Origin of the sequence: Sphingomonas sp. IC-56 (assembly GCF_021043375.1) — a bacterium.
GTDB lineage: Bacteria > Pseudomonadota > Alphaproteobacteria > Sphingomonadales > Sphingomonadaceae > Sphingomonas.
This window is the reverse complement of the sequence record NZ_JAJNDV010000003.1, coordinates 226471-249215: the sequence shown is the minus strand read 5'-3', so window position 1 is coordinate 249215 and position 22745 is coordinate 226471. Positions and strand designations below refer to the sequence as shown.

The following is a 22745-nucleotide window of genomic DNA, read 5'->3' as shown; positions in this document are numbered from 1 at the left end:
GCAAAGCGCGGGAGGGCTCGCAATCGCCGCTTGAGAGTCTTATGCGGATCGTCATGACTCAGGCAGCGATCCAGATCGACCAGCTCTGCAAGACCTATGCAGGAGGCAAGCGCGCACTGGACGGGGTCAGCTTCGAGGTGCCGCGGGGGCAGATCTTCGGGCTGCTGGGGCCGAACGGCGCAGGCAAGTCGACACTGATCAACATCCTGGCGGGGCTGGTCAACAAGACCGACGGCCGCGCCACGATCTGGGGCTTCGACATCGACGCGCATCCGCGCAACGCCAAGGCGTCGATCGGGATCGTGAACCAGGAGATCGTGTTCGATCCGTTCTTCACGCCCAAGGAGACGCTGGAGATCCAGGCGGGGCTGTACGGCATTCCCAAGAGCCAGTTCGACGCGATGGCGCTGCTGCGCGCGGTACATCTTGAGGACAAGGCCGAGGCGTATTCGCGCACGCTCTCGGGCGGCATGAAGCGGCGGCTGATGGTCGCCAAGGCGATGGTGCATTCGCCGCCGATCATCGTGCTGGACGAGCCGACCGCGGGCGTGGACGTCGAACTGCGCCAGCAGCTCTGGGCCTATGTGAAATCGCTGAACGCGCAGGGCGTGACGGTGGTGCTGACCACGCATTACCTGGAAGAAGCCGAGGAGCTGTGCGACCGGATTGCAATCATCAACCATGGCCAGCTGATCGCCAATAAGCCGACCCGCGAGCTGGTGGGCATGGCGCAGGAGAAGGTGGTCGAGGTGACCGTCGATCGCGACGTGGTGACGGCGCCTGAGAATCACTGCTTCCAGAAGATCGAGGTCAAGGGCGAGCGGACGCTGGTGATCACCTATCGCAAGGACCAGGCGAATGCCGGCGAAGTGCTGGGCGCGGTGCAGGGTGCAGGGTTGGGGATCGTCGATGTTTCCACGCGGGAAGCGGATCTGGAGGACGTGTTCCTCAACCTTACGCGCTCGGCGGGCTGATCCTTCTTCGTCACCCCGGCCCTGAGCCGGGGTCCCGCTGCCTTGCTCCGACAGCAGAAGAAGCGGGATCCCGGCTCGAGGCCGGGATGACGGAAGCTGGGGTTAGCGGTGGTGTTTATCGAAGAACTGCCACATGGCTTCGTTGTCGGCGACCCAGCTATGGCCGGCTTGCGGATCGATGTGGGCGATCATGTCGGCGCCGTGGCGGCAGTTGGTGTAGCCGCGCAGTTCAATGCTTTCCGCAAGACTCTCGCGGCAGCCGTTGAGGTCGGCCCAGCGTGCTTCGGCGCGGCGCATCGGGTATTGCCAATAGCCGGCGCCACCACCTTGGACCGGGTTGGTAGTGTCCTTGGCACCGGCAAAGGCGATTACCGGCATCGGGCGCGCGGGCTTGCAGGTTGCGGGATCGGGGAAGCGCGGATCGGCGGCGGAAGGGTTGCCGGCGCGCAGGCCTACGACCGGAGCGATCGCGGCGAAGCGGTCCGCGGCTACGCAGCCGAGCCATGACGTCATGCGTCCGCCGCCGGAGAGGCCAGTGGCATAGACCCGCGTCCGATCGGCGCAGCCCTGCCTGGCCAGAACGTCGATCGCGGCGGCGAGATAGGCGACATCGTTGGGATCGCCGGGTCCGGGCAGCTTGCCGGTGACGGTGGGGACGCCGGGGATGTTCCAGACATAGCCCTGCCCCGCTGCGATGCCGCCATCGGGTGCGGCGACCACGAAGCCGTGGCGGTCGGCGGTTTCGGCCAGCCGCGATTCCGCAAGCATCTGTGCGCCAGTGCCGGTGCTGCCATGGAGCAGCAACACCAGCGGGGCGCGACCGGTGTAACCGTGCGGCACGTGGATCAACATCGCTCGCCCGGTGGTGCCGACCGCCACCCGCGCGCTGGTGCCCGGAGCAATGCCCAGACACTGCGCGGCGCGCGCCGAGGGCGCTGATACGGTGGCAAACAGGAGCGCGGCACAAGCGAGCATCAGTTGGCGCATAAGTCTCTTTCGTTGCAACGGGCCCATTCTAGCGCCTAGGCGGGGCGGCGAACCAGCGGAAGAACGTATGCCCGGCGATCCCACAAGCAGCGACATCCTCGTGATCGGCTCCGGCGCGGCCGGGCTTACCGCCGCGCTTAACCTGGCCGAGCGCTTCAAGGTGACGGTGCTGGCCAAGGGCGGGCTGGACGAGGGGTCGACCGCCTGGGCCCAGGGCGGGATCGCCGCGGTGCTGGAGCCCGGCGACACGTTCGAGAACCATATCGAGGACACGATGGTCGCAGGCGCGGGCCTGAACGACCGGGCGACGGTGGAGATGGTGGTCGAGAACGCGCCCGCCGCGATCGAGACGCTGGTGAAGCTGGGCGTGCCGTTCAACATGAATGGCGACGCGCTGCACCTGACGCGAGAGGGTGGGCACAGCCATCGCCGCATCGTCCATGTCGACGACGCCACCGGGCTGGCGGTGCAGACCGCTCTGCTCCGCGCGGCGCAGGCGCATCCCAACATCACGCTGGTGCCCGACATGGTGGTGATCGACCTGGCGACCAGCCAGCATGAGCTGCGCTATTCGGGCGCGGGCAATGTGTGGGGCGTTTATGCCTTCAGCCGCGCGACGGACCGGGTCGAGCTGTTCACGGCGCGCGCCACAGTGCTGGCAACGGGCGGCGCGGGCCGTACCTATCTGTTCTCCACTGCGCCCAGCGGTGCGACCGGGGACGGCATCGCCATGGCGTGGCGGGCGGGTGCGCGCGTGTCCAACATGGAATTCATGCAGTTCCATCCGACCTGCCTGTACAATCTGGAGGTCAAGAACTTCCTGATCACCGAAGCCGTGCGGGGCGAAGGCGGGCACTTGCGCAACCCCGAAACGGGCAAGCGCTTCATGCCCGATCTGGACCCCCGCGCAGAGCTGGCGCCGCGCGACGTGGTCGCCCGGGCGATCGATGCCGAGATCAAGCGGCACGGCCTGGACTATGTCCATCTCGACATCAGCCATATGGGCGCGGACTTCGTAAAGGCGCACTTCCCGACGATCCATGCCCGGCTGCTCGACCTGGGCATCGACATGACGCGCGAGCCGATCCCTGTGGTGCCGGCGCAGCATTACACCTGTGGCGGCGTGGTGATCGACCGCGACGGGCGGACCGACCTGCCCAACTTGTATGCCGCGGGCGAAGTCAGCCAGTCGGGGCTGCACGGCGCAAACCGCCTGGCGTCCAATTCGCTGCTGGAATGCTTCGTGTTCGGCGAGGCAGTGGCGCGCGACATCACCGCACGCTGGGGCGAGCTGGCGCCGCCGCCAGCGATCCGGCCATGGGACGAGAGCCGGGTGACGCATTCCGACGAGGAAGTGGTGATCAAGCAGAACTGGACCGAGATCCGGCGGTTCATGTGGAATTATGTCGGCATCGTCCGCACCACCAAGCGGCTGGAGCGCGCGGCGCATCGCATCGCCATGCTGCGGGAGGAAGTGAACGATTATTACGGGCATTTCCGGGTGACGCCGGACCTGATCGAGTTGCGGAATTTACTGGAAAGCGCGGATCTGATCGTGCGGTCGGCCTTGCACCGCAAGGAGAGCCGCGGGCTGCATTATACGCTGGATTATCCGGAGGCGCTGGATGTGGCGGCGGATACGGTTTTGGTGCCTTGATGGGGTGCAGGTGGGGTTGGCGCCCCCTCCGTCATCCCGGCCTTGAGCCGGGGTGACGAGCTAGGGGCAGGGCTTCCTGCCTCCTAGACCTTCTCGCAGCTGAATCTTGGCCTTAGCCGGGAACTGAAGATTTTGCGCCTACTTCGCAAAGTGTTGCAGCTTTTCTCACCATTCACCGCTATACACACCGTATTCGTCGCATACGGACACGGCCGGACTTTGCCCCACGGGCTGAGCGCCGCATGTTCGGCAGGAGTTATGGGGCGTACGCGTGAAGAAAACGGTGGGATTCTCGTCAATTGAACGCGCACTGACCATCGCGGGGCTAGGCCCGGCGATGCTGGTCGGGTGCGCGGTGCACGATGACTCGATGCTTGCCGCCTATCTTCCGGCACCAAGCTACAGCGTCGCGATGCCCTTCCCCGCCGCAGTGAAGCCGCCGCGGCGCGCCTATGCGCCTGCGCCGCAGCCGTTGATGTCGGCCTTGAGCGATATCACCGGCAATTTCGACGGGGTGGTCGGCGTCGCGGTGGAGAGCATCGAGGGCAATTGGATGGCCACCGCCGGTGCGCCGAACCGACCGATGCCGCAGCAGAGCGTCAGCAAGCTGTGGGTTACGATGACCATGCTGGACCAGGTGGATCAGGGGAAGATCCGCCTCGACGATCCGCTGACCATCACCCGCGCCGATTTCACGGTGTTCCACCAGCCGGTGGCCGCGTTGGTTAAGGGCGACCAGGGCTATACCTCCACGGTGGGCGAGATTGCCCGCCGCGCCATGCAGATGAGCGACAACACCTGCAACGACAAGATCCTGCGGCTGGTCGGCGGTCCGCAGGCGGTGCGTGATTTCGTTGCCAAGAACCAGTTGGGAACAATCGGCTTTGGTCCTGGCGAGCGGCTGTTGCAGGCCGGAACCGCCGGGCTGGAATGGCGGCAGGAATATTCCTTCGGCAACGCCTTTGCCGTGGCACGATCGCGGCTGTCGCCGGCGGTGCGGCTAGCGGCGTATGAAGCCTATGTGAAGGATCCGCCCGACGGCGCGTCCGCAGCCGCCATTGCCGGCGCCCTTGGCCGCCTGAAGCGCGGCGAATTGCTGTCGCCCGCTTCGACCCAGTGGCTGCTCGCCACCATGGGCGCGGCGCGGACCGGCCATGCCCGCGTGCGTGCCTCGGTTCCCGCGGGATGGGCTTATGGTCACAAGACCGGGACCGGCCAGGACCTGGGCAGGCGCACGGCCGGCTTCAACGATGTCGGCATCCTGACGGCGCCCGATGGCCGCTCCTATGCGGTGGCAATCATGATCGGCGACACGCCGCGTCCTCCGCGCGAGCGCCAGCTGCTGATGCAGGCAGTGGGTGCGGCGGTGGTATCGTTTCATGGCTTCTGAACTGGTGCAATTGGGCCACAGTTGAGAATGCCGGCAGGGTTGGGCTTGGCGCCCGGCGCTGCTATCTGACGCCGGATGCCTCATCTCTATCTTGTCGACGGCTCCGGCTATATCTTCCGGGCCTATCATCGGCTGCCGCCGCTCACCAACAAGCATGGTGAGCCGGTGGGCGCGGTCTATGGCTATACCACCATGTTGTGGAAGCTGGCCGACGAGCTGCACAAGGCTGATGGGCCGACGCACATGGCGGTGATCCTCGACAAGTCGTCGAGCACGTTCCGCAATGCCATGTACGACGCGTACAAGGCCAACCGTCCGCCGCCCCCCGAGGACCTGGTCCCGCAATTCCCAATGATTCGCGAAGCGACTCGCGCCTTTTCACTGCCGTGCATCGAGGAGGAAGGCTGGGAGGCGGACGACCTGATCGCCAGCTATGCCAAGGCGGCGCTGGCGCAAGGGTGGGAAGTGACCATCGTCAGCTCCGACAAGGACCTGATGCAGCTGATTGAGCCCGGGCTCGACATGTACGACACGATGAACAACCGCCGGCTGGGCCCCGAGGCGGTGATCGAGAAGTTCGGCGTGCCGCCCGAGCAGCTGGGCGAAGTGCTGGCGCTGATGGGCGACAGCGTCGATAATGTGCCCGGCGTGCCGGGTATTGGGCCCAAGACCGCGGCCAAGCTGATCCAGGAGCATGGCACGGTGGAAGCGGTGCTTGCCGCCGCGCCGGACATGAAGAAGAGCAAGCTGCGCGACAATCTGATCGAGCATGCCGACAAAGCGCGGCTTTCGCGCGAACTGGTCACGCTTGCCTGCGACGTGCCGCTGCCCGATCCGCTCGACTCGCTGGAGTTGCAGGGGATACCGGACGCGCCGCTGCGCGCGTTCCTGGAGCATCACGGGTTCAAGTCGCTGATCCTGCGGCTTTCCACCGTGGCCGATGCGCCGGTGGACAGCCCCGAATCGGTCGACCTGCCCGACGATCCGCCCTGCGATCACGATGCCTATGAGACGGTGGTAACGCAGGAGGCGCTGGACCGCTGGATCGCCGAGGCGCGGCACCAAGGCTGGGTGGCGATCGACACCGAAACCAGCGAACTGGACGCGATGCGGGCGGGGCTGTGCGGCGTCAGCCTGGCGCTGGCGCCCAACAAGGCGTGCTACATCCCGCTCACCCATGGCGGCAGCGACATGTTCGCCGAGAAGCCGGTTCAGCTCGACAAGCCGATGGTGCTGGAAAAGCTGAAAGGCCTGCTGGAGGATCCAGCGGTGCTCAAGATCGGGCACAATCTGAAGTATGACATGATCGTGTTCGCGCGGCGGGGCATTGCCGTCGCGCCCTATGACGACACGATCGTGATGAGCTTCGACCTGGACGCCGGGCTGCACGGGCATGGCATGGACGAACTGGCGGCGACGCACCTCTCGCACAGCTGCATCGCGTTCAAGGACGTGGTCGGCACCGGCAAGAAGCAGCTGAGCTTCCGCGAAGTCGATCTGAAGAACGCCACGCGCTATGCCGCGGAGGATGCCGACGTGACGCTGCGGCTGTGGCAGCGCTTCAAGCCTCGGCTTTCGGCCGAAAGCGCGACGCGCGTGTACGAGATGGTCGACCGGCCGCTGGTGGGCGTGATTGCGGGCATGGAGCGCGAGGGCGTCAAGGTGGACGCTGGCGTGCTCTCGCGGCTGTCGGACGACTTTTCCAGGCAGATCGCTGCGCTGGAAACGGAGATTCACAGCATCGCCGGCTTCCCCTTCACCATTGGTAGCCCCAAGCAGCTGGGCGACGTGCTTTTCGACAAGATGGGGATCAAGGGCGGGCGCAAGGGGAAGTCGGGCGTCTATTCGACCGACGTGAACGAGCTGGAGCGGATCGCGGCGGACAAGGATTCGCCCGGGCGCGAGATGGTGGTGAAGGTGCTCGACTGGCGCCAGCTGACCAAGCTCAAGAACACCTATACCGACGCGCTCCAGGCGCAGATCGACCCCGAGACGGGCCGCGTCCATACCAGCTATTCGCTGACCGGCGCGCAGACCGGGCGGCTGTCCTCGACCGACCCCAATCTCCAGAACATCCCGATCCGCACCGAGACCGGGCGGCAGATCCGCGACGCCTTCGTTGCCGAACCCGGCAATGTCATCCTCGCGGCCGACTATTCGCAGATCGAGCTGCGGCTGGCTGCGCACATTGCCGATGTGCCGGCGCTGCGCGAGGCATTCGCCAAGGGCGACGACATCCACAACATGACGGCAATGGAGCTGTTCGGCGAAGTGAACCGCGACACCCGCGGGCGCGCCAAGACGATCAACTTCGCGATCCTGTACGGCATCTCGCGCTGGGGTCTGGCCGGGCGGCTGGATGTCAGCGTCGACGAGGCGCAGGGGATGATCAACCGCTATTTCGAGCGCTTCCCCGGCATCAACCGCTACATCGCCGACACGCTGAACGAGGCCAAGGCGCGTGGCTATACGACTACGCTGTTCGGGCGGAAGACGCACTTTCCACGCCTGAAGGCCTCCAACCCCAATGAGCGGGCGGGATCCGAGCGGGCGGCGATCAATGCGCCGATCCAGGGCACCTGCGCCGACATTATCAAGCGCGCGATGGCGCGGATGGGGCCGGCGCTTGCCGACGCTGGCCTGCCCCGGGTGCGCATGCTGATGCAGGTGCATGACGAACTGGTGTTCGAACTGCCCGAGGAAGATGTCGAGCGCGCGCGCGGCGTGATCGAGCATGTCATGGCGACGGCGGCCGAACCGGCGGTGAAGCTGACCGTGCCGCTGGGCGTCGATATCGGTGTCGGCCCGAGCTGGGGCGCCGCGCATTGAGCACCGCCACGGCTTCTGAGGACATCAGCGCGCTGGCCAAGGGAGGGCGGACCAATGTGTTCGGCTTCCTGCTGCGCCTGCTTGCCCGCCTGCCCTTCCTGTTCATCGCCGGCCGTGTCTATGGGCCGGATATTGTCGGCCGCTTCGCGCTGGCCGTCGTCGTGGTCGAACTGGCCGCGCTGCTGGCCACGCTGGGGCTGAAGCGGGGACTCGCGCAGGCGCTGACCAATGAGGAGCGCCCGCAAAGCTGGGTGGTGTGGGACGCGATGGCGGTGGCGCTGGTGGCGTCGCTGATCGGGACCGCGCTGCTGCTGGTCTTTCCGCAGGTGATGTTCCCCAACAGCCCAGTGAGCGGCCTCGACCGGCTGCTCCCCTTGATCATCTTCGCGGTCGCCTTGTCGGACGTGAGTCTTGCGGCGTGTGCTTATCGCCTGAACGTCAAGGCCAGTGTCACCGCGCGCGCGGTGGTGGAGCCCTGGACGATCAGCATCGCGGCGTTCGGCTTCTCATTCGTGTCGCTGCGCGACGGGCTGATCCTGGCCTATATGCTGTCGATGGCGGCGGCGCTGGTGGCTTCGCTGATCCCCTTCATTCGCAGCTATGGCCTGCCGCGCGACTGGCGACCGCAGCTTCCGACCATGTGGGGGTTGGCGCGATCCAACGCGCCGCTGGCCGGGGCGGACGCGATCGAATGGGCGACTCGCAATGTCGACCGCTTCATCCTGGGGCTGATGTTCGCACCCGCGATCGTTGGCGTGTATTACATGGCGCAGCAGGTCGCTTCGCTGCCGCAGAAGCTCAAGACCAGCTTCGATCCCGTGCTGGGTCCGGTGATCACCCACAGCCTGCAAGTGAACGACCGCATGGCAATCGCACGCCAGGTGCGGCAGGTCGCGTTCTGGATCATGGCCGCACAGGGCATGCTGGCGCTGATGGGATCGGTACCGGGTGAGGCGGTGATGGGCGTCGTGGGCCCGCAATTCGTGCAGGGCACGGCTGCGCTCGCCTTCCTGCTCACCGCCGAAGTGCTCGCCTCGCAAGGTGCGGTATGCGAATCGGCGCTGGTCTATGTCGCGCGGCATCGCAATCTGCTGATCTCGATCTGCGTGCTGATCGTGCAGATCGTGCTGAGCTTTGGCCTGATCCTGGCGATGCGGGCGATGGGTTGGCCGATTGCCTATCAGGCGGCAGGCGTGGCGGTGGCGCTGATGCTGGCGGTAACGCTCGGTTCGATCCTGAAGTCGCAGTTGCTGCGCAAGCTGCTTGGCGCGCATGTCTCGGGCTGGCGGTGGCCGGTGGTGGGTGCGGCGGTCGTTGGCGTGGGCGTGGGGACCATCTTCACGTCGCTGCCTCAGGAATATGAATGGGCCGAGCTGGTGATCGGCATTCCTGCGATCGCGGCAAGCTATGCGCTGGTGCTGTGGAAATGGGCGTTCAAGGAGGAGGACCGGGCGCTGTTTCGGAAGGTGCCTAGCGCGGAGGCTGGGCCGACCTTGCCGGTGGAGGAGCGGATTTAGGCGGGGGCTTGGCGGAAGGGTTCCGCGTCCTTCTATCTTCGTCACCCCGGCCTTGAGCCGGGGTCCCGCTGAATTGCCCCACAGAAGAAGAAGCGGGATCCCGGCTCGAGGCCGGGATGACGGGATCGGGTTTTCAATAGTCGGCTTGCACCTCGGCCCGGCCTTCGCCGGGAACTGCAGCTGCGCGCTTAGTGCCGGAAGTGGCGCATGCCGGTGAAGACCATAGCGAGGCCCGTCTGGTCCGCGGCGGCGATGACTTCGTCGTCGCGGATCGAGCCGCCGGGCTGGATGACTGCGGTGGCGCCGGCTTCTACCGCTGCCAGCAGGCCGTCCGCGAAGGGGAAGAAGGCGTCCGACGCCACGGCTGAGCCGATCGTGCGCGGGCTTGCCCAGCCGGCCTTTTCCGCAGCGTCCTTGGCCTTCCAGGCGGCGATGCGCGCGGACTCAAGCCGGTTCATCTGGCCGGCGCCCACGCCCGCGGTGGCGCCATCCTTGGCATAGACGATCGCGTTCGACTTGACGTGCTTGGCGACGGTCCACGCGAAGCGGCAGTCGGCGAGTTCCTGCTCGGTCGGCTGGCGCTTGGTCACGACCTTCAGTTCGCCCAGTCGGCCATTGTCGCGCGACTGGACGAGCATGCCGCCGGCGATCGACTTGAGCATCAACCCCGGACGCGCCGGATCGGGCAGTTCGCCGGTCAGCAGCAGGCGGAGATTCTTCTTCGCCGCGAACACTGCGCGGGCATCGGCATCGGCGTCGGGTGCCACCACTACTTCGGTGAAGATGCCGACCATCGCCTCTGCGGTTTCTCGATCGAGCGGGCGGTTGACGGCGATGATGCCGCCGAAAGCCGACACGCTGTCGCACGCGAGCGCATCGAGATAGGCCTGCTTGAGCGTGTCTGCGGTGGCTACGCCGCAGGGATTGGCGTGCTTGACGATCACCACCGTGGGTGGACCATCCTTGAACTCGCTGACGAGTTCGAGCGCGGCGTCGGCGTCATTGAAGTTGTTGTAGCTGAGCTCCTTGCCCTGAAGCTGTTCAGCCTGAGCGACGCCCGATGCGCCGGTCTGCGGCAGATAGAGCGCGGCGGACTGGTGCGGGTTCTCGCCATAGCGCAGTTCCTGCCCCTTGGTCAGCGCGACGGGCAGGGTCACGGGCAGGCTCTCGCCCTGATCGGCAAAGGCAAACCAGCTGGCGATCGCCGCGTCATAGGCGGCAGTGGCGGCATAGGCCTTGGCAGCGAAGCGGCGGCGGTCGGCGAGCGTCGTGGTGCCGCCGGCGACCAGTGGATAGTCGGCGGGATCGGTGAGGATCGCGACGGCATCATGGTTTTTCGCAGCCGAGCGGACCATTGAGGGGCCACCGATGTCGATATTCTCGATGATCTCGTCGCGCTCGGCGCCGCGGGCGACGGTCTGGGCGAAGGGGTAGAGGTTCACCACCACCAGGTCGATCGCGCCGATTTCGTGCTCGTCCATCGAGGCGACATGCTCGGCATTGTCGCGCACCGCTAGCAGGCCGCCATGCACCTTGGGGTGGAGCGTCTTGACGCGGCCGTCCATCATTTCGGGAAAGCCGGTCAGGTCGGAGATGTCGCGGACTTCAAGTCCCGCCTCGCGCAGCGCCTTGGCAGTGCCGCCGGTGGAGACCAGCTCCACGCCTTGGGCGGCAAGTGCCTGGCCGAGTTCGAGGATCCCGGTCTTGTCGGAGACCGAGAGGAGCGCGCGCTTGATGGTGACCTGATCCATGGCCGGACGCTTTAGAGCCCGAGGCGTCCAGGGCAAGCCCCGGCGCGCTTACTTGGCGCGGTGGAAGACCCAGCTGAGATTGGTGCCGCCCGCCGGAGACTCACCGGTGATGACGAGCTGCTGCGCGCCAAGCGGGCGACCGCGCCCGTCGATCCACACGCTGTCCTCCAGCGTGAGCATGCCGCCCTTGCAGCGAAACTGCCACAGCGCGCCATCGCCGATGCGCAGGATTGCAGCCTGACCGTCCTGCGTTGGCGATACCTGAACCTGTGGGTGCAAGTGGAAGCGGATCGCGAAGGGCGTAGTGCCTCGCGTACGCTTTCCCTTTGCCGGGATCAGCATGTCCTCGCCGCGCACGTCCTTGCCGTCGGGCGAGAGGCCGAGGACTCGGCGGTGGAGGAAGCCGAAGCGGCGGCAATATCCGTCGTGGCTCGCCTCGATCCGGCTGCCATGGTCGGTTTCGTGCCGGGCGAGTTCGACTTCGATCACGCCGCGGCCGAGCGACCCATCGGCATGAATCGCTGTGGAGTTGCTGTCGGACAGCACCAGCGTGGAATGCGCAGCGGTGGTACGGAGCCCCTCTGTAAGCTGGGCCGGAAGCTGATGGAGCGCCGCACGCGCGCCGCCACAATTAACGACGATGCGGCTGGGGCCATCGGACAATTCAAACGCCAGCGTCGAGGCGCAGCCGCCTTCCACCAACCGTGCGAGCGGCGGCGGCGCGGCATCGATGACCACAATGCTGGAGCCGGCGGACAGCCGCTGATAGCCCCATTCGCGCGCCTGCTTGAGCGGGCGGGTGCGCACGCCCGTGGCTTCGATCACCTGCTGGATGCGATCGCCGGGCACCGGTGCGCTGCCCTGGAAGCTCGCCATCCCCTTGTCGCCGTGACAGACGCCGAGCAAGGCAGTGACCATCTTTGCCTGCACCTGTTGCAGGAATTCGGGCGGCTCCTGCCGTCGTGCGGCATAGGCCTCGATCAACACGGTGAGCAGCTGGATCGCGTCGAGCTGCGCGGCGGGCGAGCGGGTGACGATGCCGCCATCTTCGAACACCGACTGGTCGAGCGCGCGCTTCAGCCCCGCCTCTCCAAAGCCGCGGCGGGGATCGCCTCCCGGCATGATCAATCCGGCGACCAGGACTCCGCACCAGGCGGCGATGCGCGGCGGGCCGATCTGGACCCGGTCGCTGGCGCGGTCGAGGTGCCGGGCGCCTTTGGCCAGCGTGTGGAGGAGGGTCGAGCGATAGACCAGGTCCTTGCTCGACAGGATCAGCGGCGCATGGGCGGTCCAGGCGAGGATGCGCCGGCCCCAAAGGTCGCCGCGCCAGGCGGCGTCCGACACCCTGTCGGCATGTACGGCGAGCCAGCGCCGCATGATCTCTTCGGCGATGGGCGCGCCATGGGCTCGGGTGGTGACGCTGGACAAGTCACGCAGCCAGGCGAAACTTTGCAGATATTCCGTCAGCGCCGGGGAGCCGATCGGCTTGGCGAAATCGAGCGACAGGATATCGACCTGCTCACCGCGAAGCGTGACACGGCCGTCGAGCAGCGCTTCGCCGCGGGCGACGTCGCCGAAAAAGGGATCGTCGGGAACGGCGATCAGCTTGAGCGGATAGCGGCCCTTGAGCCGCATGGCGTGGAGCGGGGTTCCCCAGGTAAGGCGGGAGAGTCGGTCGGCAATGCGGTCGGCAAGCGACAGGCCACGGTCGCCGCCCACACGAATCAGCCGCTTGCCTTCTTCGACTCCGTCGGCAGCGGAGCCGGGGAGCGAGTCGCTCAACTCCCCCGCAACGCAGCGATGTTGGCGGCGTAGCAGGATGGCCCGCCCTTGAAGGTCGCGGTACCGGCGACCAGCGCGTTTGCGCCGACGGCAATGGCGCGGGGGGCGGTGGCCTGATCGATACCGCCATCGACTTCGAGATCAATGGCGCGGCCGCTCGCGTCGATGCGGCGACGCAGCTCAGCAATCTTGTCCAGCTGGCTCTCGATGAACTTCTGTCCGCCGAAGCCCGGATTGACGCTCATCACCAAGATCAAATCCACCATGTCGATAACATGATCCACAACGTCGATCGGCGTTGCCGGGTTCAGCACCACGCCGGCACGCTTGCCCAGGCTCTTGATGGTTTGGAGCGTGCGGTGGAGGTGCGGGCCGGCTTCGGGATGCACCGAGATGATGTCGGCGCCGGCGTCGGCGAAGGCTTCGAGCAGCGGATCAACCGGCGCGATCATCAGGTGGACGTCGAAGGTCTTCGTCGTGTGCGGGCGGAGCGCCTTGATGACCGCGGGGCCGATAGTGATGTTCGGCACGAAATGGCCGTCCATCACATCGACATGGATCCAGTCGGCGCCGGCTTCGTCAATCGCGCGGATCTCCTCGCCCAGACGGGCGAAGTCGGCGGACAGGATGGACGGCGCGATACGGACGGCGGACATGACCTCAGTCCTTAGCATGCGCCGAGTCACGCGCAACTAGAGCGTGCGATAGAGGCCGGAGTGCCTCAACCCGCGCGCTTCAGCCGGGCAATGAAGAAGCCGTCGCACCCGCCGGCTTCAGCAAGCGTGCCGGGGAGCAGGCGCAGGGTGCCGTTTTCACGTGGAACAATGGCGGCCGGCAGTTCCTCGGTGCGTACCGCATCGACTGCATAGTCGCTGTGGCTGGCGAGGAACCCCTCTAGTTGCGCCTCGCCTTCTTCGGGCTCTAGCGAGCAGGTGGAGAAGACGAGCGTGCCGCCTGGACGTACCCACTCCGCAGCGCGGGCGAGCAGGCGCGATTGCAGATCAGCCATCTCGCGGATCAAGGACGGGCGAACGCGGTGGAGCACGTCGGGATGGCGGCGGAAGATGCCGGTGGCGCTGCACGGCGCGTCGAGCAGCACGGCGTCGGCCGGTGCTTCCGGCTCCCACTGGAGCAAGTCGGCTGCGATCACGTGCAGCGGGAGCCTGGTGCGCGCGCTGTTTTCGCGAAGTCGCGCGAGACGACTTTCCGAAACATCGACCGAGGTGACATTCCATCCGGCCGCGGCGAGTTGGAGCGACTTGCCGCCAGGGGCTGCGCACAGATCGAGCGCATTCCCCTGCCCGGCACCGATCAGACGAGCGGGGATGGAGGCGGCGATATCCTGCACCCACCAATCGCCTTCCTCAAAGCCGGGCAGCTCGGGAACCGAGGTGCCAGGTGCGAGGCGCAGATGGCCGGGGGCCAGCGATTCTGCGCCGTCGATCTCGATGGGGCGTTGCAGGCTGAGATCGAGCGGCGGAGGCGCAGTGATGGCGTGCGCGGCGGCGTCGACCACCGCTTCGCCCCAATGGCGCTGCCAACGCTCGATGATGGCGTCGGGCAGCGCGGGCACTTCAGGAAATGCCACGTCGCGGCGCATCAGCGTGCCGAACACGCCATGGACGAGCTTGCGCGGACCGCCATCGACTAGCGGCAGCACCGTGGAAATTGCGGCATGGTGCGGCGTGCCGAGCCCCAGCGCCTGGGCTAGCGCGATGCGCAGCGCGAAGCGCGCCTTGGCATCATCAGGCAGCGGGCGCTGCGTCGCGGAATCGATCAGCGCGTCGAGATCGGGCAGACGGCGCAACGTTTCGGCGGCGATGGCATGGGCCAGCCCGCGATCGCTGGGCGCCAGACCCTTGGCCGCGCTGTCGAGCGCCTGTTCGAGCGCGAGGCCGCGGCGCAGCACCGCGTCGAGCAGGCGGAGCGCGGCGCGGCGGGCGGGAACGCCAGGGGGTTCGGAACGCGGCGCGGATTTTTGCGAAGGTTGAGCCATCGCCCTGCCCTAGCCCCTCCCTTCGGCACAGGGGAAGCCTTATAGAAGAGAGGAACCGACGGAGATCTACCATGGGCCAGCGCCCTGCCCACGTGAAGCCGCCTGAATATCTGACCGAAAGCCCGCCCGTGCCGCAGCCCGAGCCGGTTGCTGCGCCGGAGGGCGATCCGTTGGGGAAGGACCCGACGCGCTATGGGGATTGGGAATTGAAGGGGGTTGCTGTCGATTTTTAGTCGCCGAGCGGCGGGATCTCTTTCGTCATCCCGGCCTTGAGCCGGGATCCCGCTTCTTTCTTCTGCGGGGCAAGGCAGCGGGACCCCGGCTCAAGGCCGGGGTGACGGGGGTTTGGGGCTACGGCTTTCCTGGCCTTCGCCCGGGAACTGGTAGTTTGCGCTGGCTGGAGACTTAGCGTTCGCGCTTGAGCGGACGCGACAGCAAGGCTTCGATCACCTCGCTCACCGCTGCGCCTTCGAGGAGGGCGTTGACGGCGGCGGTAACAGGCATGTCGACGCCGGCTTCGGCTGCCGCTTCGCGCAGGACCGGGGCGGTGAAGGCGCCTTCGGCCACCGTGCGGCGGTCGCTTAGCAACTCGGCGGCGCTGCGGCCCTGGCCCAAGCCCACGCCCAGCGAGAAGTTGCGCGAGCTGGTCGAGGAGCAGGTGAGCACCAGGTCGCCGAGACCCGACAGTCCAGTCAGCGTTTCCGCCTGCGCGCCGCGTGCCAGGCCGAAGCGCGTCATTTCGGCGAAGCCGCGCGCGATCAGTGCGGCGCGGGCATTCTGGCCTAGCCCTGCTCCCTCCACCACGCCGCAGGCGATGGCGAGCACGTTCTTTACTGCGCCGCCAATCTCCGCGCCGACCACATCGGTCGAGCCGTAGATGCGGAAGGCCGGCGCGGCGAGGCGGTCGGCGAGCCGGGTGCGCAGCACATCGTCCTCACAGGCGAGGGTGACTGCGGTTGGCTGTCCCGCGGCGACTTCATGCGCGAAGGTGGGACCGGACAGGACGGCGATCGGCGCGTCGGGTGCGGCGGCCTGCGCGACGTCGCTGACCAGGCGGCGGGTGCCGGCCTCGATACCCTTGGCGCACAGCACGAGCGGCGTGTTGCCGATCGGCGCCTGGGCGAGCACGGCACCGACATGCTGGGCCGGCGCGACGACCAGGATCGCGTCGGCCACCGCCAGTTCGGCGAGGGCGCCGGTGGCGCGGATCGCGGGCGATAGCGGCACATTGGCGAGGAACTGGCTGTTCTCGTGCCGGGTGTTGATGCTCTCCACCACCTCAGGCTCGCGCGCCCAAAGCAGCACGGGTTGATCACCACGTGCCGCGACCTGCGCCAGCGCGGTGCCCCACGCTCCGCCGCCGATGACTGCGATCCTCATGCCTTCACTCCTGCGCCCCGGACCTTTTCCGCCTGCGGATCGAGCGGCCAGCGCGGGCGGGCGGGAACGTCGAGCGGGTCGAACAAGCCTGCGGCATGGCGCTCCACGCCCGCCCAGGCGATCATCGCGGCATTGTCGGTACACAGCCAAAGCGGTGGCGCGACAAAGGGAAGGTCGTGGCTTGCCGCCAGCGCCTGGAGCGCGTTGCGGACGGCGGTGTTGGCCGCGACACCCCCGGCGACGACCAGCGCGGTGGGACGCACCTTCGCCAGCGCAATGCGGGTGCGGTCAACCAGGCAGTCCACCACCGCCTGCTGGAACGAGGCGGCGATGTCCTCTGCACTGTACTGACCGACAATGCGGGCGACGGCGCTCTTCAGCCCAGCGAAGGAGAAATGGGGTTCACCCGAGCCGACCAGCGGCCGGGGAAGCTGGACGGCCTTTGGATTGCCCTTTGCGGCAGCGGCTTCGACGGCAGGGCCGCCGGGGAAGCCCAGCCCGAGGATCTTGGCGGTCTTGTCGAACGCTTCGCCGGCGGCATCGTCGATGGTGGTGGCGAGGCGGCGGTAGCGCCCTACCCCTTCGACCAGCAGAAGCTGACAATGCCCGCCCGAGACCAGCAGCAGCAAATAGGGGAATTGCAGGTTGCGATCGGTGAGGCGCGGCGACAGGCCATGGCCTTCGAGATGGTTGACCGCGATCAGCGGCTTGTTGGCCGCGAGCGCCAGCGCCTTGCCGGTGACGAGGCCGACCATCACGCCGCCGATCAGGCCCGGACCGGCGGTGGCGGCGATCGCGTCGACCTGATCGAGGGTCACGCCCGCTTCTTCCAGCGCAGCCTCCACCAAGGGCCCGAGCACTTCGACATGGGCGCGTGCGGCGATTTCGGGGACGACGCCGCCATAGGGGCGGTGCGCCGCCTCTTGCCGAGCGAGTTTGTGCGCGCGGATCGTGCCGTCGCTTTCCACCAGTGCCGCGGCGGTTTCGTCGCAGCTCGATTCAAGACCCAAAATCAGCGCCATTGCATCCATCTAAGCTGCCGGGGCATTAGCACAAGCCATGGCTAAGTTCCGTATCGGTACCCGCGGTTCGCCGCTGGCTCTCACTCAGGCCAACATGGTTGGCCAGCATCTGGTCGACGCGGAAAAAGTTGCGCGAGACGACTTGGAGATCGTGACGATCAAGACGACCGGCGACCGGGTGCAGGACCGGGCGCTGGCGGAGATCGGCGGAAAGTCGTTGTGGACCAAGGAGTTGGACCGCGCGCTGCTGGCGGGTGAAATCGACTGCGCAGTGCATTCGATGAAGGATGTCGAGACATTTCGCCCCGACATGATCGAAATTGCGGCCACGCTCCACCGCGCGGACGTGCGCGACCGGCTGTTGGGCGCCGATTCGATCGATTCTTTGCGCCAAAATGCCGTGATCGGCACCAGTTCGCCGCGCAGAGCCGCGCAAATGTGCAAGATGCGCCCCGATGTGAGCATCGTGCTGTTCCGCGGCAACGTCGACACGCGGCTGGCGAAGCTGGCCGCGGGCGAGGTCGATGCGACGTTGCTCGCCGCCGCAGGACTGGAGCGGCTGGGCCGGCACGATGTCGGCACCCCCATCCCGATCAACGTGATGCTGCCCGCAGCGACGCAGGGGATCATCGCCATCGAATGCCGCGCCGACGATTCGCACACCCGCGCCATGCTGAAGGCGATCGACGACCCGCAGACTCATGCCTGTGCCGACGCCGAGCGCGCGTTCCTGGCCGCGCTGCGGGCCGATTGCCATTCGCCCGTGGCGGCGCTGGCGACGCTGGAGGGCGGCATCCTGACGCTGCGCGCGGAATTGCTGTCCGAAGATGGCGCGCACCATCTGTATTCGCAGATCGAGGGGGCGCCGCTGGACCCGCAGCTGCCGCGGGCGGTGGCCGAGGATCTGCTGGGCCGCGCCCCGCCCGAGATCCGGCGGCTGTTCGAAGGATGAACCGTCCCTTTGCCGTGTTGCGGCCCGAGCCGGGCAACCGGATCATCGCCGCGGCCGCCGAAGCGCGCGGAAGGCGCGTGGTGCGAATGCCGCTGTTCCAAATCGCGCCTACGCCCTGGGAACTGCCCGATCCGGCCGCGTACGACGCACTGATCCTGACCAGCGTCAATGCCGTGCGGCATGGCGGCGCCGGGCTGTCGACGCTGCGCGACTTGCCGGTGCATGCCGTGGGCGCATCCACCGCCGAAATCGCGGAACGCGCCGGGTTCCGCATCGCGCAGGTGGGGCGCAGCGGCGCGGCCGAGCTGGTGACGCAGGCCGAGGCGATGGGCGTGGCACGAGCGCTGCACCTGGCCGGGCGCGAACGCACGCTGGCGCAGGGCGGGATCGTCGCGGAGATCCGCACCGTTTATGCCAGCGAGGAACTGCCGATTCCCGCCGAACTCGCCGCGCGGCTGCCCGGATCGATCGCGCTGGTGCAGTCCGCCCGCGCCGGGCAGCGGCTCGCCGAGGTGGTCGACATGCATGGGCTGGATCGCAGCCGGATTGCCCTGGTGGCGATGAGCGCGGCCTGCGCCCTTAGCGCAGGCGACGGATGGGCGGTCATCAGCGTCGCGGCCGAGCCGAGCCCGGAAGCGCTGCTCGACGCTGCGATCGCGCTCGCCGATTGACCGCGCCCCATGCGGGGCGAATAAGGACGCCATGAACGACGAGCCTCTCGCGCCCGAAACAGCCCGTACTGTTTCCGGACGGCGGAACACCCTGTTGATCGGCGGCGTCGCCTTTTTGGGCGGCATCGCCGCCACTGCGGGCCTGCTGCAATTCACCGGCTGGGACGCTGCGGCGGACCCGCAGCCGGTGCCGACGGTGGCGGTGCCGGTGCAGCCGGTGCCGGTGAAGGTGCCCGCGCTGCCGCCGGGTACCGACCTGGCGACGCTGAACGCGCGCGAACAGGAATTGGCCGGGCGGCTGAACCAGCTGGAGGACCGGCTGAACGAGGCGGGCGCCAGCGCGCGGACCGCATCCACCTATGCCAGCCAGGCCGAGCGGCTGATGATCGCATTCTCGGTGCGGCGCGCGATCGAGCGGGGCACGCCGCTGGGTGCGCTGGACGTGCAGCTGCGCCGGCGATTCGGCGACGAGCATGGCAATGCCGTGGCGGCGATCACCCGTGCCGCCGCCCAGCCGGTGACGATCGAGGATCTGCGGCTGGCGCTGGACACCATTGCGCCCAAGCTGCTGACCGGGCCCGACGACAGCCTGTGGATGCGCGCGCGCCGGGTGCTGGGCGACCTGGTGGTGCTGCGCGAGGCCGGATCGCCGAGCCCGAGGGCGCCTGAGCGCCTGCGCCGGGCGAAGCGCGACCTGAACGCCGGCAAGGTGGAAGCGGCTCTGGCCGAAGTGGCGCATTTGCCCGGCGTAAGCAGCGCGGAAAGCTGGGTGTCGGCGGCGCGGCGCTATGTCGAGGCGCGGCGTGGACTGGACGAAATCGAGCGGGCCACGGTGCAGCTGCCGGTAGTGGCGCCGCCGCCGCTGGCCCCCGCGCCAATCTCGCCCGACGCGATCTGAGGAATAAGAAACCATGGCAGAGATGGGCCGGTTCGACTGGCAGGACCCCTTCGCTCTTGAAGCGCAGCTGACCGACGAGGAGCGGATGGTGCACGCCGCCGCGCGCGATTATGCGCAGGGCGAGCTGTTGCCGCGGGTGACCCGCGCGTTCCTGGACGAGCGGTTCGACCGCGAGATCATGTCCGAGATGGGCCAGCTGGGGCTGCTCGGCGCGACGATTCCCACCGAATATGGCGGCGCCGGCCTGGGCTATGTCGCCTATGGCCTGGTGGCGCGCGAAGTGGAGCGGGTGGATTCGGGGTACCGCTCGGCGATGAGCGTGCAGAGCTCGCTCGTGATGTATCCGATCCATGCCTATGGCAGCGAGGAACAGCGGCAAAAGTACCTGCCCAAGCTGGCGAGCGGCGAATGGGTGGGCTGTTTCGGGCTGACCGAGCCCGATGCGGGATCGGACCCGGCCGGCATGCGCACCCGGGCCGAAAAGATCAACGGCGGATACCGGCTGACCGGCGCGAAGATGTGGATCACCAACTCGCCGATCGCCGACGTCATGGTGGTGTGGGCCAAGTCCGACGCGCATGACGGCGCGATCCGCGGCTTCGTGCTGGAACGTGGGCTAGCCGGACTGACCACGCCCAAGATCGAAGGCAAATTGAGCCTGCGCGCCAGCGTGACCGGCGAGATCGTGATGGACGGCGTGGAAGTCGGCGAGGACGCGCTGCTGCCCAACGTCCAGGGATTGAAGGGGCCGTTCGGCTGCCTCAACCGCGCGCGCTATGGCATCGCCTGGGGCGTGATGGGCGCGGCCGAAGCGTGCATGCACGCCGCGCGGCAATATACGCTGGACCGCAAGCAGTTCGGCCGGCCGCTGGCCGCGACTCAGCTGGTGCAGATGAAGCTAGCGAACATGCAGACCGAGATCGCATTGGGGCTGCAAGCCGCGCTGCGAGCCGGGCGGATGTTCGACGAAGGCACGCTGTCGCCCGACGCAATCAGCATCATCAAGCGCAACAATTGCGGCAAGGCGCTGGATATCGCCCGGGTGTCGCGCGACATGCACGGCGGGAATGGGATTTCGGCTGAGTTCCATGTGATGCGGCATGCGATCAACCTGGAGACGGTGAACACCTATGAGGGCACGCATGACGTGCATGGGTTGATCCTGGGGCGGGCGATCACAGGAATCGCGGCGTTCTGATGGACCCGGCTGCACCCGCTGCTGAGCACACCAGTTCCCCGGCGCAGGCCGGGGCCCAGTTGCTGCGCAGTGGCGATGGCTGACCTTCCTCTCCGAGTGCGCCGAAGCTGGACCCCGGCCTGCGCCGGGGAACTGGTATTGCTCGAGGGCTTGGTGTGAAGCCGCTTGAGGGCATCCGGGTTGTCGAGCTGGCGCGCATTCTTGCCGGGCCTTGGTGCGGGCAGTTGCTGGCGGATTTGGGCGCCGAGGTGGTCAAGGTCGAGCGGCCAGGTGCGGGGGATGATACGCGGCATTGGGGGCCGCCCTTCCTCCACGATGCGGCCGGCGAGAATCGCGACGCGGCCTATTTTCATGCCACCAATCGCGGCAAGACCAGCCGGTTTATCGATATCGCTACGCCTGAGGGTCAGGCGGAGGTGCGGGCGCTGATCGCGGGCGCCGACGTGGTGATCGAGAACTACAAGGTCGGGGGACTGGTGAAGTACGGGCTCGACCCCGCCAGCCTGCGCGCCGCCGATCCGCGGCTGGTGGTGTGTTCGATCACCGGGTTCGGCCAGACGGGCCCTTATGCGCACCGCGCGGGATACGACTTCATCATCCAGGGGATGGGCGGGTTCATGTCGCTGACCGGCGAGCCCGATGGCGCGCCGCAAAAGGCAGGGATTGCGTACGCCGACATCTTCACCGGGGTGTATTCGGCGGTGGCGATCCTGAGCGCGCTGCGGCGGCGTGATGTCACGGGCGAAGGCGCGCATATCGACATGGCGCTCCTCGATACGCAGGTGGGGGTGCTGGCGAACCAGGCGCTCAACTGGATGGCTTCGGGCAAGGTGCCGCATCGCATGGGCAACGGGCACGCCAATCTGGTGCCCTATCAGGCGTTCGAAACGCGCGACGGGGCGCTGATCGTGGCGGTGGGCAATGATGCACAATTCGCGCGGTTGTGCGGGGTGCTGGGGCTCGATCTGGCACAGGATGCGCGCTTTGCGACCAATCCCGGGCGCGTGACCCACCGCAAGGCGCTGCTGCCGCTGCTCGAGGCGGCGATCGCCGGCTGGGGCAAGGCCGCGCTGTACGAGGCGCTGGAGGCCGTGGGCGTGCCGGCCGGGCCGATCAATCGGATGGACGAGGTTTTCGCCGACGCGCAGGTCGCCGCACGGGGCATGCGGATCGAGCGCGACGGGTTGCCGGGGGTCGCAAGCCCCATCGTGATCGATGGCGAGCGGATGGTGGCGGAGCGGGCGAGTCCCCGACGGGCGAGCGGGCATGAAGCGAAGTAGCGGCGTGCGGTGCTTCGGGATCGCGTGGGTCTTGGGCTGGGCGGTGGCGATATACCTGCCCAGTGTGCTGATTGCGTGGGACCAGCTTGGTGGGCGGTTCGACCTGCGGCGGCTCTTGGCGGATACCTGGCATGTCGCCGACGCGATGGCGCCCGGGGCAAAGCTGATGCTGGGCGGGTTGATGCTGGTGGGGTTTCTGGCTGCTGACCGCTTCGGCCGCAACCGGCGGGTGGCTGTGGTGCTTGGCGCGGTAGCGGGAGCGGCGGCGCTGCTGCTGACGCTGCTGCTGCTTCCGGCGGAGTGGTCGCGGGGGTTCGGGATTGGGCTGACTGGCGAGCGACTGCCCCGTGGCTTGTTGCCGTTCTACCTTGGCGGTGCCGCGGTGGCGGGAGTCTTCAACGCACTGTCCGTAGCCGCGTGCCGGGCAAAGCTGGGCGAGGCCTGATACTCTTTTCGTCACT

The 22745-nt window shown here is 67.4% G+C and carries 19 protein-coding genes; 12 read left to right on the top strand and 7 right to left on the bottom strand.

All coding sequences use genetic code 11. The features are described 5' to 3' along the window. Positions 1 to 53 precede the first annotated feature (53 nt). On the top strand, positions 54 to 974 hold the full coding sequence (locus tag LQ953_RS06040) for an ABC transporter ATP-binding protein (RefSeq protein ID WP_231029823.1): 921 nt from the start codon (positions 54 to 56) through the stop codon (positions 972 to 974). 102 nt (positions 975 to 1076) lie between these two features. Here the strand turns inward: LQ953_RS06040 and LQ953_RS06035 are convergent, their stop codons facing one another. Further along, positions 1077 to 1961 (bottom strand): alpha/beta hydrolase family esterase, encoded by an 885-nt coding sequence (locus tag LQ953_RS06035; protein ID WP_231029822.1) that lies wholly within the window; start codon positions 1959 to 1961, stop codon positions 1077 to 1079. Positions 1962 to 2028: 67 nt separating this feature from the next. Between LQ953_RS06035 and nadB the strand changes: the two genes are divergently transcribed. From nadB to LQ953_RS06015, 4 genes are all read left to right on the top strand, one after another. After that, positions 2029 to 3618, top strand: a complete 1590-nt coding sequence (gene nadB / locus LQ953_RS06030) for an L-aspartate oxidase (RefSeq protein WP_231029821.1) — start codon at positions 2029 to 2031, stop codon at positions 3616 to 3618. Between the two features lie 271 nt (positions 3619 to 3889). Further along, entirely contained in the window at positions 3890 to 5008 is a 1119-nt protein-coding gene (locus LQ953_RS06025; protein WP_231029820.1) for a serine hydrolase, read from the top strand. Positions 5009 to 5083: 75 nt separating this feature from the next. Continuing rightward, positions 5084 to 7837 carry a DNA polymerase I gene (gene polA / locus LQ953_RS06020; protein WP_231029819.1) on the top strand — a complete coding sequence of 918 codons (2754 nt, stop codon included), beginning with the start codon at positions 5084 to 5086 and terminating at the stop codon, positions 7835 to 7837. Continuing rightward, the gene (locus LQ953_RS06015) at positions 7834 to 9354 is read left to right on the top strand and encodes a lipopolysaccharide biosynthesis protein (RefSeq protein WP_231029818.1); all 1521 of its coding nucleotides are present in this window, start codon (positions 7834 to 7836) and stop codon (positions 9352 to 9354) included. The genes polA and LQ953_RS06015 overlap by 4 nt, the downstream gene beginning before the upstream one ends. Positions 9355 to 9542: 188 nt before the next feature. Here the strand turns inward: LQ953_RS06015 and purH are convergent, their stop codons facing one another. The 4 genes from purH to LQ953_RS05995 form a co-directional block, all read right to left on the bottom strand. Continuing rightward, on the bottom strand, positions 9543 to 11105 hold the full coding sequence (gene purH / locus LQ953_RS06010; protein WP_231029817.1) for a bifunctional phosphoribosylaminoimidazolecarboxamide formyltransferase/IMP cyclohydrolase: 1563 nt from the start codon (positions 11103 to 11105) through the stop codon (positions 9543 to 9545). A gap of 48 nt (positions 11106 to 11153) precedes the next feature. After that, positions 11154 to 12887 (bottom strand): heparinase II/III family protein, encoded by a 1734-nt coding sequence (locus tag LQ953_RS06005; protein WP_231029816.1) that lies wholly within the window; start codon positions 12885 to 12887, stop codon positions 11154 to 11156. Further along, on the bottom strand, positions 12884 to 13543 hold the full coding sequence (gene rpe / locus LQ953_RS06000; RefSeq protein ID WP_231029815.1) for a ribulose-phosphate 3-epimerase: 660 nt from the start codon (positions 13541 to 13543) through the stop codon (positions 12884 to 12886). Before rpe ends, LQ953_RS06005 begins: the two co-directional genes overlap by 4 nt. 65 nt (positions 13544 to 13608) lie before the next feature. Then, positions 13609 to 14883 carry an RsmB/NOP family class I SAM-dependent RNA methyltransferase gene (locus LQ953_RS05995; RefSeq protein ID WP_231029814.1) on the bottom strand — a complete coding sequence of 425 codons (1275 nt, stop codon included), beginning with the start codon at positions 14881 to 14883 and terminating at the stop codon, positions 13609 to 13611. A gap of 71 nt (positions 14884 to 14954) precedes the next feature. Here LQ953_RS05995 and LQ953_RS05990 point away from each other — a divergent pair, with 71 nt between their 5' ends. Continuing rightward, on the top strand, positions 14955 to 15116 hold the full coding sequence (locus LQ953_RS05990; RefSeq protein ID WP_231029813.1) for a DUF1674 domain-containing protein: 162 nt from the start codon (positions 14955 to 14957) through the stop codon (positions 15114 to 15116). Positions 15117 to 15288: 172 nt separating this feature from the next. Here the strand turns inward: LQ953_RS05990 and LQ953_RS05985 are convergent, their stop codons facing one another. Next, positions 15289 to 16263 carry an NAD(P)H-dependent glycerol-3-phosphate dehydrogenase gene (locus LQ953_RS05985; protein WP_231029812.1) on the bottom strand — a complete coding sequence of 325 codons (975 nt, stop codon included), beginning with the start codon at positions 16261 to 16263 and terminating at the stop codon, positions 15289 to 15291. Beyond that, positions 16260 to 17285 carry a tRNA (adenosine(37)-N6)-threonylcarbamoyltransferase complex transferase subunit TsaD gene (gene tsaD, locus LQ953_RS05980; RefSeq protein ID WP_231029811.1) on the bottom strand — a complete coding sequence of 342 codons (1026 nt, stop codon included), beginning with the start codon at positions 17283 to 17285 and terminating at the stop codon, positions 16260 to 16262. The genes LQ953_RS05985 and tsaD overlap by 4 nt, the downstream gene beginning before the upstream one ends. Before the next feature lie 37 nt (positions 17286 to 17322). On the opposite strand from tsaD, the gene hemC reads away from it, so the two are divergent. From hemC to LQ953_RS05950, 6 genes are all read left to right on the top strand, one after another. After that, the gene (gene hemC / locus LQ953_RS05975; protein ID WP_231029810.1) at positions 17323 to 18237 is read left to right on the top strand and encodes a hydroxymethylbilane synthase; all 915 of its coding nucleotides are present in this window, start codon (positions 17323 to 17325) and stop codon (positions 18235 to 18237) included. Then, positions 18234 to 18908, top strand: coding sequence for a uroporphyrinogen-III synthase (locus tag LQ953_RS05970; RefSeq protein ID WP_231029809.1), 675 nt, complete (start codon positions 18234 to 18236; stop codon positions 18906 to 18908). Before hemC ends, LQ953_RS05970 begins: the two co-directional genes overlap by 4 nt. Before the next feature lie 31 nt (positions 18909 to 18939). After that, positions 18940 to 19806, top strand: coding sequence for a hypothetical protein (locus LQ953_RS05965; RefSeq protein WP_231029808.1), 867 nt, complete (start codon positions 18940 to 18942; stop codon positions 19804 to 19806). A gap of 13 nt (positions 19807 to 19819) precedes the next feature. After that, the gene (locus tag LQ953_RS05960; protein WP_231029807.1) at positions 19820 to 21004 is read left to right on the top strand and encodes an acyl-CoA dehydrogenase; all 1185 of its coding nucleotides are present in this window, start codon (positions 19820 to 19822) and stop codon (positions 21002 to 21004) included. Between the two features lie 155 nt (positions 21005 to 21159). Continuing rightward, a complete protein-coding gene (locus LQ953_RS05955) occupies positions 21160 to 22284 on the top strand; it encodes a CaiB/BaiF CoA transferase family protein (protein ID WP_231029806.1) in 1125 nt (374 codons plus the stop codon). Further along, positions 22271 to 22729, top strand: a complete 459-nt coding sequence (locus LQ953_RS05950; RefSeq protein WP_231029805.1) for a hypothetical protein — start codon at positions 22271 to 22273, stop codon at positions 22727 to 22729. The genes LQ953_RS05955 and LQ953_RS05950 overlap by 14 nt, the downstream gene beginning before the upstream one ends. Positions 22730 to 22745 lie beyond the last annotated feature (16 nt).